The sequence below is a fragment of the Clostridium sp. Marseille-P299 genome, assembly GCF_900078195.1.
Lineage (GTDB): Bacteria > Bacillota > Clostridia > Lachnospirales > Lachnospiraceae > Lachnoclostridium.
This window is the reverse complement of the sequence record NZ_FJVE01000005.1, coordinates 79,561-92,536: the sequence shown is the minus strand read 5'-3', so window position 1 is coordinate 92,536 and position 12,976 is coordinate 79,561. Positions and strand designations below refer to the sequence as shown.

The following is a 12,976-nucleotide window of genomic DNA, read 5'->3' as shown; positions in this document are numbered from 1 at the left end:
GAGGAATTACTATGGATTTTCTTATTTCAGGATTTTTGTCAGTGACAGTGGAGCAATTAATTATGTACGGAGTAGGTATTTTATTAATTTACCTAGCTATCTGTAAAGATTTTGAACCGTCACTGCTACTACCAATGGGTTTTGGTGCTATTTTAGTAAATTTACCTGCCAGTGGTGTTATTAATCAGACATTAGCAGGAATTGGTGAGACAAACGGAATCATCGAATGGCTTTTTAATGTGGGAATCGAAGCTTCAGAAGCATTACCTTTGCTTTTATTTATCGGTATAGGTGCAATGATTGATTTTGGACCTTTACTTGCAAATCCTAAAATGTTGTTATTTGGTGCGGCAGCTCAATTTGGTATCTTTTTTTCTATTTCAGTAGCAGCATTATTGGGTTTCGACTTAAAAGATGCGGCTTCTATTGGGGTGATTGGAGCGGCTGATGGTCCTACTGCAATTTTAGTTTCTCAGATACTAAAGTCTAAGTACATAGGTGCCATTGCAGTTGCGGCATATTCTTACATGGCTTTAGTTCCAATTGTTCAGCCTCTTGCTATACGTTTGGTAACGACTAAGAAAGAACGATTAATACGTATGAACTATAACCCAGGTAATGTTTCAAAAAAAGCTAGAATATTCTTCCCCATTATCGTAACATTACTTGCTGGCTTCGTAGCCCCTGCATCAGTTTCATTGGTTGGCTTCTTAATGTTTGGTAATTTACTACGTGAATGTGGAGTGCTAGGGAACTTATCTAAAACAGCCAGTGACAACTTGGCGAATCTTGTAACATTACTTCTTGGTATAACGATTTCATTTAGTATGAAAGCAGAAGATTTTGTTAATGTTAATACATTATTTATTATGCTTATTGGTCTCGTTGCCTTTGTGTTTGATACGATTGGTGGCGTGTTATTTGCTAAGGTTTTAAATTTATTTTCCAAAGAAAAAATTAATCCTATGGTTGGAGCTGCAGGTATCTCAGCATTTCCTATGTCTGCAAGAGTAGTGCAAAAGATGGGATTAAAAGAAGATTCAACAAATCACTTGCTCATGCATGCAATTGGTGCGAATGTATCTGGACAAATAGGATCTGTAGTTGCCGGCGGAGTTATATTAAGCTTGATGGCGCAGTATTTGTAGAAGGAGGCCACTTTATGTTAGAGAACTTTATTATCACATTGGATTTAATGTGGAAAGGAATGGCTGCAATCTTTTTAGTGTTAGGTTTGCTCTCTATAATTACAGCCCTAATGCAGAAGAAAATAAAATAGATAAGAAATAATTAACAATAATAATGCACAAAATTTGTGTAAAGGTACCATTGATTATAAAGCAATTTTACTATATATTAAACTTAAAAATGGATACAATATAAAATATAAAAAATTAAACAATATAATTTTTTATGTAAAGAAAAGAAATTTACTTTTCTAATGATCTGTTGTATTAAAAAAGGAGGAATACATTATGGAAAAACAAGCAGCCTTGGATTTGCTAAGAGACAAAATAGCAGCGTTTGTAGGATTGGTTGGGAAAAAGCTACCAGACGATGTAACTGCAAAGTTAAAAGAGCTTAGTGAAGGTGAAGAAATGCCCATGGCAAAAATGATTTATGAGGCTATGGAGAAAAATCAAGAACAAGCAGAACTATTAAACAGACCTTCTTGTCAGGATACAGGCGTGATACAAATGTTTGTAAGAGTTGGAACGAAATTCCCTTATATTGATAATTTGAAACCGCTCCTAAAAGATGCTGTTGCAAAAGCAACAAAAGAAGCTCCTCTTCGCCACAATACGGTAGAAACTTTCGATGAAGTGAATACGGGCACGAATGTTGGTACTGATTCTCCATGGTTATATTGGGATATCATTCCTGAGAGTGATAAATTAGAATTAGATGTTTATATGGCAGGTGGAGGATGTTCACTTCCTGGACAAGGAAAGACATTAATGCCAGGTGAAGGCTATGAAGGAGTTGTTAAATTTGTATTGGATGTTATGACTTCTTATGGACTTAATGCATGTCCTCCTTTATTAGTAGGTGTTGGTATAGGTACTTCCATCGACTCCGCTGCATTTATGGCTAAGAAAGCATTGATGCGTCCAGTAGGTAGTCATAATCCTAACCCGAAGGCAGCTGAATTAGAAGATGAGATGACAAAAGCAATTGACTCAATTGGTTTAGGGCCACAAGGTTTAAGAGGTACTAAGTCTGTTTTAGGAGTAAATATTGTAAACTCAGCTCGTCACCCATCCGTTATCTCTTGCGCAGTGAATGTAGGATGCTGGTCACATAGACGTGGAACAATTGTATTTAATAGTGATTTAAGCTATGATTCTATTACACATAAGGGGGTACAACTATGAAGAAAATTCTAACTACACCAATTTCAGATGAAGATTTAAAGGATATTAAAATTGGAGATGTAATTTACCTTAATGGGCATATTGTAACATGTAGAGACGTTGCTCATAGAAGATTAATAGAGTTAAAAAGAGAGTTACCTGTAGATATTAAAGGTGGAGCTATTTTTCATGCCGGCCCTATTGTTCGTAAAATTGAAGGTGAAGACAATAAATTTGAAATGGTTTCTATTGGACCAACTACAAGTATGAGAATGGAGAAATTTGAAAAAGAATTCATTGAACAAACAGGGGTTAAATTGATCGTTGGTAAGGGCGGAATGGGTCCTAATACAGAAGCTGGCTGTAGAGAACATAAAGCAATACATTGTGTTTTCCCTGCAGGATGTGCAGTTGTAGCAGCAACTTGTGTAGAAGAGATTGAAGAATATCATTGGGAAGACTTAGGAATGCCTGAAACATTATGGGTTTGTAGAGTGAAGGAATTTGGACCACTTATTGTATCGATTGATGCAGAAGGCAATAATATTTTTGAACAAAATAAAGTTGAGTTTAATAAACGTAAAGATAAGGCTTTGGAGGAATTATATACAAAAGTACACTATATAAAATAATATTGGGATAGGTAGACGGAGGAGAATTATGTTAACTTTTTTAGCTTTAGCCATGATTGCTACATTTATAATACTGCTCTCTAAGAAAAAATTATCTGTTTTTGTTGCCTTAACACTAGTTCCTTTATTTTTTGGTATTATCGCTGTATTCATCAACGGAAATAATTTTTTAGATTTATTTGATTGGATAAAAGAAAGTGTTTTCTTTAAACAGAATGCTACAACTGGCAAAGTTTCATGGGGTGTTATTTCACCAGGTATAACAATCTTATTTTCAATCTTGTTTTTTGACTTAATGTTAAATGTAGGATTGTTTGATCCTGTCGCTGAATTTTTTATCAAGAAAGCAAAAGGGGACCCTCTAAAGGTACTTCTTTCAACCGTTATGGTTGCAAGTGTAGTTGCTTTAAATGGTGATACAACTACTACAATTATCATTTGTCTTGCGGCTTTTAGAAATCTTTACAAACAATTAAATTTAAAGCTTAGTTACTTAGCAATAATTATTGTTGCACCGATTGGTATATGGAATCAGCTACCTTGGGGTGGACCTACGATTGCTGCAGCTACAGCAATTGGTGTAGAATTAAATGAACTATTTGCTAATCTATTACCAGGTTTATTAGCTGCACAGGTTGTAGTTATTATTATTACAGCTGTACTTGGAATGAAAGAAAGAAAAAGATTAAATTACGTATCTTCCTCAGCTGGTCAAGTATCCAAGGAACATTTGGAGAATATGCTTTCTGCGATACGTGATAAGGATCCAGAATTAAAGAGACCTAAATTATATTGGTTTAATTTACTTATAACAGGAATTGCTATTTTTGTATTGATTAAAGGATATGTGCATGGATCCGTAGTATTTATGCTAGCTTTCTCCGTTGCTTTAGTTGTAAACTATCGTTCTGTAAAAGAGTGTAACGAACGTATTGAAGAGCTTGCAGCAGATGCACTACCTACAACCTTAGCAACCTTAGGTGCAGGTATTTTCTCAGGTGTATTATCAGGAACTGGTATGGCAAATGCATTAGCAGATTCTGTGGCAAGTATCATTCCTACAGGACTTGGTTCTCATATGGCTCCAGTATATGCAGTCATTGCCGCACCAGCCATTTGTTTCCTACCACAGGATGCTTTCTACTTTGGTATTGCATCTGTAATAAGCAATGTCATGGGACAATTCGGAATTTCTCCAATGGAGGCAGCAGTAGCATCCATGGTTGGGCAATCGTTCCGTTTAATAAGCCCTGTTATCCCAGCGCTTTACTTACTATGTGGTGACACAGATCAAAACTTTGTAAGTTTTCAAAAAGAATATACGAAGCATTTCTTTTGGATATTAATAACTTATTTAATCGTATATGGGCTATCCGGTGCACTCCCATATTAATAATGAAATATTTTTGTACATAAAATAAAAAGCTCTTTTTATAAGTGTATCTTCATTGCCAATGCATGAGAAGAAAGGCTTATAAAAAGAGCTTTATCTTTTTAAACTAAAAACAATATAAAAATAAAACATGTAGAATCAAATTTTTTGCAAATCTAGAATATAGATTACGTTTATTAAAGAGTGTTATATCTACTAGGATTCCAATTATCATTATCTGCAAGAACGCTCTTTACAGAGTAATATTCTAATAATCCTTCATTATCAAGCTGCTTACTAAAAGTAGCTCTTTGGGATGGGCTTGCACCTAAGCCTACATTGTTAAATTCTACATACGATGTTGTTACTTCAGCGTTTACTTTATTCCAATTATGCCATCCGATTGGTTTGATATGATTTTCCATATGACATTTGATAAATGCGGTCTTTGCATAATCCCTCCATGGGCGCCCCAAGTAAACAGAATTTTCACGGCCATCACCTGTTAAATAGCATTCATTAAATACATATCCATATTCCTGATTTGATGGTGTACTAGCAGCTGTAATAAAGGAATCATTTTCACTTTCTAGTTTACGGGTAAAAATCTCGCAATGATTAAAGTATGCAGTGCTTGGACCAAAAATATAGTCAACATCTCCACAAATATAACAATCTTCAAAATAGATGCGGGTATTAGGATGTTCAATAGGAACGGAGGAATTTTTGAACCATTCTGGTAAAATTAAACGTTCCATATGTAGTGCAGTAGAATCTGCAGTAAAAATAGTATCTTGATAGCCTAGAAATCGACAATGATAGAAACTGGTTCTATCTGAAGCAATATATGTAGCTAATGCCTGTCCTGCAATGCGCCCTATTCCAGCGAAATTTTCAAATGTAATATTCTCAACTTCAATATTGTTTCCAGCAAATAAAATAGTTGCAGTATTAAAGGTTCCGTATTCACTTCCATCTGCCCTTAGTGTTTTGGCACCATCATTATATCGAAAAATAGTTGTATGACAATCTTCCCCTACGATGCGAATATTTTCTTTACGAATAAAAACCTTTTCAACATATATACCTGGCTTAACTAAAATTGTAATTTGTTCTACATGATTATCATCAATTGATAATATTGCGTCTTGTAATGTAGTAAAATCTGCATCACCATCTTTTGAAACTACGATTGTTTGATTTGTCATTTTTTCCTCCAATCTTGCACTTGTAAGAAGTACATAAGGTTAAAAGTAATTTCAACCATAATATTTTTAGTTTGTAAATAAGCATACTAATTAATGGTAACTTAGCAGTTACGGATATTCAATAATAATAAATTTATATAATATAAAATAATTGTTATTTATGTTATAAAAACTATTTTTATTGTGGAATTATTATATTATCAAATTATTATAAATAATAAATATTAGTCAAAACTGCTAAAAATATTGTGGTTTTGTGTTGATTTAGATATAATAGTTATGATTCTTAGTGATGGTTGGAGGTTATCTATGTATAAGAAGATATTACAAAAGTATAAGGAACGTAAAATTCTACAAAGTATTTTTATGGGTAGTTTTGGTATATCAGCGTTGTGTATAATTATCTCTTGCACGATAGGTTTTGGTTGGTTTCAAAAATCAAGTGAACTTGAATTAATGGAAAGAGAACGTAGAGAATTATCGAATTATTTTTTAGTGTTAGATAATTATATTAGTTCTGCACAAGATACTTTAGAGCTTTTATATAAAAATGTCTATGTGAAACGATTAATAGTTAGTGGTGATCTATCGTGGAATGATAATATGTCAGTGGTTGCAAATAATGTATTAAATACCGTATCTGTTAATCCAAGATTACATTCTATTTATATCTTCGGTAACCAAGAAATCTTATTAAAAAGTAGTAATCATTCATATCCATTAACTATTAGTCAAGATAATGAAATGAGAGAATTGTTTCGTAATTCTTCAATGAAACATTATAATCTATTAGCTTATAATGATGTTTATGGGAAAGAACGTGAAGTTTTAAGCATATCTATGGGAGAATTTTCAACGGAAAGTAAAGAATTTGTTAATGGAGTTATGGTAAATCTAGACATTGGATCCATTACCGATGAGATATTTTCAGAAGTTGGTAAAAATGAGAATTATCTAATTGTGGACTCTTATTTAAATGTGATTGGATGTAAAGGAGAAGACTATTCATTTAAATATACACTTTCTAATAATTCGTTGATACAAGCAATTCAAAACGATAATAGAGAGCAAAACACTTTGAAGCTAAAAGGAGAAGACGGAAAGATTTATACAGTGAGCTATCTTTACTCAAAGCAAGATGGTTATTATATTATACATAGTATCCCATATCAAAATTTTATAATGCCAATACAAAAAACTAGGTTTATCGTTATTGTAACAGGTATTATTATGGCTTTTGCTGCGCTTACGATATCCTTTTTAGTAGCATTACGGGTTTATCATCCAATTGATGAAGTAGTAGATACTTTTCAAAATCGTAATGACAAAAAAGAATATGAAAGTAGGAAGCGTAGAACAAAAAATGAATTAACAATTATTTCTCAAACAATGACATCCATGATAAATCAACTGAACCAGTTTTATGAAAAGAAAGAACAAGAAGAAATTGTTCAATATTTGACAAGTAAAAATGCGGATGTTGTATTGCCAGAATATTTTTCTGAGGCATATGAAGGCAGGGAAGATAAATGTAACTTCCAAGTCATTGTACTAAGAATTTGCGATGTTGATGACTTTGTTATGAACAATACAAAAGAAGCAATTGATTTCCAATTGCAGACCATTTCCAATATGATGGCTCAAGCAATGCATAATTTTGGAGAGATAAAAACAACCATAATAGATCAAGAATATATTGCTGTGATTCTATTTCCAGAGGATCTCAAAAACAATAACATACGAATAGAAGATGAAGTTCATAAGTTTTTGCAACAAGTGGATGACTTGCTTTCAATAAAATTAGATGCAGGTTTAAGTCAAATACGCAATCGTTTAAGTGACTTAAGAGAAGCATATCAAAGTGCTAGAGCAGCTACAAGTTATCGTTTCCTTTATGGAATGAAAGTTGTTGTTAGTGAAGAACAAATGCAAAGAAGTGCACTTGGAGGGAAAGTAGATATAGATACTACAGAGATTATGGAGGCTGTAAAAACAAGAAATCTTGAGTTGTTTAAGCAGTGCTATCAGGAAATGGCAAAGTCACTTCGAGGCTGTTCCATTCAAGTAGCATATGAAATATTGATTTCATTGGCAATTGCCATGAATAAATATCATAATGAGATTACAAAACATAGTAAAGAGATAAAAGTTTCTAAAATTGAGTCCATACGAGAAGAAGTCATGTCGTTTCATTATATTGAGGATGCTACGAACTGGTTTATTGACTTGTTTGTCAATATTTCTGATTCTGTTAGTAAAGTTCAAAATAGTGGTAGTGCGGATATTGTATCAAACTCAATACGTTATATTGAAGAACATTATATGGATGTTAATATAAGTGCGCAGTTTTTAGCTAGTAAGTTCAATATTACACCATCGTATTTTAGTAGAATCTTTAATGAAATATGCACTTGCGCATTTCCGGATTACTTATCGGGATATCGTTTAGAAAAAGCAAAGCAAATGTTAATTGAATCTCCAAATAAAAGCATCCAACAAATATGCGAAGAAGTCGGGTATACGAGTTCTTCATACTTTACTGCAATGTTTAAGAAAAAATATGGTGTCACGCCAAGTAAGTATAGAGCTGCAGCAATCGAATAAAATTATAAAAGCTGATGTGTAATAAAGTCTTGTTATAGATTTTATTTATACATCAGCTTTTATATTGCTTACACGACGCAATATAAATTACGTATTTATCATCTCAAAATACGATAAGTCCTAGTGTTTTAGGCCTTAGTTCAAAATATTTATACTTTAAAATAATTTGATATTTATGTTTTTTCATTATTTTATGATAGTACAAAAATGAAATAATGCTATTTTACAGATTTTGATAGTATGTCAATTCTTTTGGATTGAAGGAAGTAAAAAGTTAGTTCATAATGCAAGAAAAGAAACCGAAAGGGAGGAATTCGTGTGGAGGATATAAAGAAAGTACCTGTTAGACAAGCACCAACTTCGAAATTATCAATGGGTGTGAGATTAACAAAACATTTTAAAAAGTATAAGGCGCTTTGGCTGCTTGCAGTGCCAGGAATTATTTTGACACTTATGTTTGCATACATACCAATGAGTGGCTTAGTAATCGTATTTAAACAGTATAACTTTAAAGATGGTATCTTTGGTAGTCCATGGGTAGGATTTGATAATTTTAAGTTTTTCTTCGCTAATTTTGAGAAAGCTTGGAGAGCTACTAAAAATACAATGATATTAAATGTTTTATATACAGTTTGCGGAACCACCTTTGCAGTAGCACTTGCAATCATGTTTAATGAGATACGTAATAAGAAAGTTCTAAAAGTAACTCAGTCATTATCAATTTTACCTTATTTTATTTCATGGGTAGTTGCGGGTGGTATTTTAAGAGCATTATTAAGTTATAATGGCGGTAGCATTAACTTAGTATTAGAAGCAATTGGATTTGATAAAATTGATTTCTACAATGATCCAAAGTATTGGAGAGTTATTTTAACCATAGCAAATATATGGAAGGGTGCGGGCTATAGTGCCATCATTTATTTTGCAACAATCACAGGTTTTGATACCGCTTATTATGAATCAGCAGAAGTAGACGGAGCGACCATGTGGCAAAAAATCCGCTACATAACAATACCACTTTTAAAGCCAACGATTATTATTCTATTCCTACTATCCGTTGGTAAGATGTTAAGCGGTGATTTAACAATGATGATGTCTTTAACGAATCTTTCACCAATGTTATTAGAAACTACAGATATTATTGATTCATTTGTATATCGATCTGTTGTTGGAATGGGCGATTTTACAATGGGCTCGGCAATTGGTTTATATCAATCCTTATTTGGATTTGTTTTAGTGTTGTTCTCCAATTGGTTAGCGGGAAGATTTGATAAAGAGTATAAATTATTCTAGGAGGTGAACCCTGTGTCTGTAAAAAGTAAGAATAAAATTAAGTCAAGAACTATGAGTGATAAGATACTTCGCGTGTTATTTTATATAATTGTTATTGCTTTTGCCTTTGCATGTCTTTATCCGATGTTATTAGCACTGGGGGTATCATTTTCTGATGAAAGCACGGTTGTAAAAGAGGGATATACGGTTATCCCGAAGAAATTTAGTTTAGAAGCGTATAAACTTGTGTTTACATCATTAGGAAAGAACATCTTTAATGCATATAAAGTTACAATAATGGTAACGGTATTTGGAACAATTTTTTCGCTGTTGGTTTCTTCTTCATTTGCATATGTACTTTCTGTAAATGAATTTAAACCAAGAGGAGCTTTAAACTTGTTTTTATATATTCCAATGATTTTTTCAGCTGGTTTATTACCTTGGTATATTATGTGTACAAGATATTATCATCTAACGGATAAGTTTTTTGCTCTCATTCTTCCGTGTAGTATTAGTGCATTCAATGTTTTCTTATTACGTAATTTCTTTAAGTCAATTCCAGAAGAAATTGCAGAAGCAGCAAGAATTGATGGAGCAGGATTTTTAAAGATTTATTCCAAAATATATTTACCACTTGCTAAGGTAGGACTTGTAACGGTTGGGATGTTCTATGCATTAAGTTATTGGAATGATTATTATCTGGCTTTGATGTTTATATCAAAACAAAAACTGTATCCACTTCAATATTATTTATATAATATGTTATCAAATGCGCAATTCATGGCTAGCCAAGCGAATCAGTCATTAGGTTATACAGTAAATACGCCACTTGAAACAACTAAAATGGCAACTATTTGTATCACTATTGGACCTATTATTTGCCTATATCCATTCGCGCAAAAGTATTTTACAAAAGGAGTAATAGTTGGAGCTGTAAAAGGTTGATGTCGATTTGGGGTTCACAGATCAGTGAACTTTAAATAAAATAGAATTTAGGAGGAAAGTATTTATGAGAAAATGGAAAAAAACAATGGTTTCTGCAACAGCAATAATGATGGCTTGTTCCATGTTATTTGTAGGATGTACGGGGAAAACAGCAACAACACCCACAGATACAGAAAAAAAGGAGTTAGAGCTTGAGGAAAACTCACTGCGTCCAAAGGAGTTAGATACAATTAAAGTTGTTTTATTTGGCGAGGAATCACCAAGAATGACAGAGTTAATGAATAATGAGTTTCAACAGCTCTTTATTGATGAAATAAATACAAAAGTAGAACTTATGTATTTACCTTGGACAGAAAATGGTGCAGGTGGTAAAGTAGACTTAATGATAGCATCAGGACAAGAGTTTGATGCTGCAATTATTGACCCAACTTGGGCAGCTTCTAGTGTAAGTAAGGGATATTTACAAGATCTTACTAGCTCAATTGAAAAGTACCTTCCTGACTGGAGAAATAATATGGATGAGGTAAGTTTTGAACCATATACTTACGATGGCCGTATTTATGCGATTCCAATTGGTAACAAACCAACTGGTGGTGTTTATAGTACTGTTTGTGTAAGACAAGATATTATGGATACTATTGGAATGGAAACAATTGAAAATCTTGATGACTTAACAGAGTATGTAACAAAGGCTAAGGAACAATTTGGATTAAATGCCACTTATGAATTAGCATCAGCAGAATATATTATTCGTGGTACAAGTGATAGAAATTTAACACCTCTTGCTACAGGACTTTGGGTAGAACAAGATACGAAGGAAATTGTAAGTTTTGCAGAAAGTGAAGAATTTGAAAAAGCAGTTAAGCTTTATAACGAATGGTATAAGAATGATTTGATTCCGAAAGATATTCTTACTAATACTGTTACTAATCCATTTCAAGCAGGTATGGTATCTTTATTCCGTGGTACTTGTGGAACAACAGTTATTGAGAATGAACCAAGCTTAAAGAAAGTAGTACCGGATGCTTACACAAAAGAGTATTATATACGACCAGATAAGCCAATCTATAAGAAAACTTATGAAAGTACAGCATTTCAAGTGCCTGTAACTTCTGAAAAAGCTGATCGTGTCGCTTTGTTTGTGAACTTATTGCAAAAGAATACAGAAATTGCAGATATGTTAATTTACGGTATTGAAGGAACCGACTATACACTTGAAAATGATAAGATTGTACCTATTAACACAGATGAATTATTCTATCAATGGATGATCTTTAATGTTAACATATCTCATTTTGATGAACGCTTCCCAGACGATTTCATTGATACATACCGTAATTGGGACAAGGAAGCAATTCGTAGTTGTTCTTTTGGATTTTCTATCAATTATGATAAAATAAAAACTCAGAAAGCTCAAATTGAAAGTATTTGGACAGAACTTGCAAATCCAATGCTAGCAGGTATTAAGGATTATGATGAAAACATTGATCAATTGATAAAAGAATTAAAAGCAGCAGGCTGGGATGAGTATGTTGCAGAAATTCAGAAGCAGTTTGATGAGTTTTTAGCAAAGTAAATTAAAGTAATAATAAGAGAATATGTTTTAATGGGGGATAACATGCAGTGGAATAGGATTTGCCCAAGTGAGGTTGGGATACCAGAGGAAAAAATTAACGAGTTTCTAAATGAATTAGAAAAACACAATGTTGAACTAGATAGTCTTATGATGATTTCAAAAGGAAATTTGATATATGAGAACTATTTTAAAGGTTGGAATGCAGAGAAAAATCACAGAATGTATTCTGTAGGTAAAAGTTTTACTGCAATTGCAATAGGTCTCTTAAAAGAGGAAGGAAAGCTTAGCTTGGAGGATCCAATCTGTGATTATTTTAAAGATAAGCTTCCTAAGAATGGTGTACATCCTTATATCGCAGAAATGAAGATTAAGCATCTGCTAACAATGACAACAGCCCATAAGTCAACCACATACAAGCTCTATGATGGTGATTGGGTAGAGTCCTTTTTCTGTGTTGAACCAGATTATCATCCAGGCACTATATTCTCATATGATACCTCTGCTACGCATGTATTATCTGCTTTGGTTGCCAGACTTTCAGGAAAGGACTTGTTTACTTATCTGCGTGAAAAGGTACTTGATGCAATTGGATTTTCAAAAACAGCAACATGGGATAAGGATGATGCGGGAATTGTAAGAGGTGGAGACGGGCTATCTTGCACTACAAGAGACCTTGCAGCAGTGGCGACTTTATGTATGAATCAGGGGATATATGAAGGAAAACAATTGATTCCTAAAGAGTATTTAAAAGAGATGACGACTGCTCTAGTATCAACTGCGCATTATGAAGCGTACGATGAGCAATTTGGTTATGGATATCAGATTTGGGGTAATCGAGATGGAGGTTTTACTTTCTATGGTATCGGTGGTCAGCTTGCTGCATGCTATCCAAAACATGATTTTATATTAATAACCAATGCAGATTTGGTAGAGCGTTCTAAGGATATTAAGTATATCCATCAAGCATTTTATGATGTGATATTTCCGCTTTTAAATTAAAAAAGCAATAGGTT

Annotated in this window: 11 protein-coding genes; 10 read left to right on the top strand and 1 reads right to left on the bottom strand. The window is 33.1% G+C overall.

Features of this window, described 5'->3' with window-relative positions; genetic code table 11:
- The first annotated feature begins 11 nt into the window (after positions 1-11).
- The 5 genes from BN4220_RS02225 (at position 12) to BN4220_RS02210 (ending at position 4,379) form a co-directional block, all read left to right on the top strand.
- Positions 12-1,148, top strand: a complete 1,137-nt coding sequence (locus BN4220_RS02225; RefSeq protein ID WP_066712991.1) for a sodium ion-translocating decarboxylase subunit beta — start codon at positions 12-14, stop codon at positions 1,146-1,148.
- Positions 1,149-1,162: 14 nt separating this feature from the next.
- Complete coding sequence (locus tag BN4220_RS19970; RefSeq protein ID WP_148401676.1) at positions 1,163-1,279, top strand: sodium pump decarboxylase gamma subunit; 117 nt, start codon at positions 1,163-1,165, stop codon at positions 1,277-1,279.
- A gap of 196 nt (positions 1,280-1,475) precedes the next feature.
- Entirely contained in the window at positions 1,476-2,375 is a 900-nt protein-coding gene (ttdA, locus tag BN4220_RS02220; protein WP_066712988.1) for a L(+)-tartrate dehydratase subunit alpha, read from the top strand.
- Positions 2,372-2,986: a L(+)-tartrate dehydratase subunit beta gene (gene ttdB / locus BN4220_RS02215; RefSeq protein WP_066712986.1), complete on the top strand. Its 615-nt coding sequence runs from the start codon at positions 2,372-2,374 to the stop codon at positions 2,984-2,986. Before ttdA ends, ttdB begins: the two co-directional genes overlap by 4 nt.
- Positions 2,987-3,014: 28 nt before the next feature.
- The gene (locus BN4220_RS02210; protein WP_066712984.1) at positions 3,015-4,379 is read left to right on the top strand and encodes a citrate:proton symporter; all 1,365 of its coding nucleotides are present in this window, start codon (positions 3,015-3,017) and stop codon (positions 4,377-4,379) included.
- Between the two features lie 176 nt (positions 4,380-4,555).
- Here the strand turns inward: BN4220_RS02210 and BN4220_RS02205 are convergent, their stop codons facing one another.
- The gene (locus tag BN4220_RS02205) at positions 4,556-5,566 is read right to left on the bottom strand and encodes a pectinesterase family protein (RefSeq protein ID WP_066712981.1); all 1,011 of its coding nucleotides are present in this window, start codon (positions 5,564-5,566) and stop codon (positions 4,556-4,558) included.
- A 309-nt stretch (positions 5,567-5,875) separates the two neighbouring features.
- Here BN4220_RS02205 and BN4220_RS02200 point away from each other — a divergent pair, with 309 nt between their 5' ends.
- From BN4220_RS02200 to BN4220_RS02180, 5 genes are all read left to right on the top strand, one after another.
- Positions 5,876-8,170 carry a helix-turn-helix domain-containing protein gene (locus BN4220_RS02200; protein ID WP_066712979.1) on the top strand — a complete coding sequence of 765 codons (2,295 nt, stop codon included), beginning with the start codon at positions 5,876-5,878 and terminating at the stop codon, positions 8,168-8,170.
- A 318-nt stretch (positions 8,171-8,488) separates the two neighbouring features.
- Positions 8,489-9,463: an ABC transporter permease gene (locus tag BN4220_RS02195; protein WP_066712977.1), complete on the top strand. Its 975-nt coding sequence runs from the start codon at positions 8,489-8,491 to the stop codon at positions 9,461-9,463.
- 12 nt (positions 9,464-9,475) lie between these two features.
- Entirely contained in the window at positions 9,476-10,387 is a 912-nt protein-coding gene (locus BN4220_RS02190; protein ID WP_066712974.1) for a carbohydrate ABC transporter permease, read from the top strand.
- 64 nt (positions 10,388-10,451) lie between these two features.
- Positions 10,452-11,963 (top strand): ABC transporter substrate-binding protein, encoded by a 1,512-nt coding sequence (locus BN4220_RS02185; protein WP_066712972.1) that lies wholly within the window; start codon positions 10,452-10,454, stop codon positions 11,961-11,963.
- 42 nt (positions 11,964-12,005) lie between these two features.
- Complete coding sequence (locus BN4220_RS02180; protein WP_197467878.1) at positions 12,006-12,962, top strand: serine hydrolase domain-containing protein; 957 nt, start codon at positions 12,006-12,008, stop codon at positions 12,960-12,962.
- Positions 12,963-12,976 lie beyond the last annotated feature (14 nt).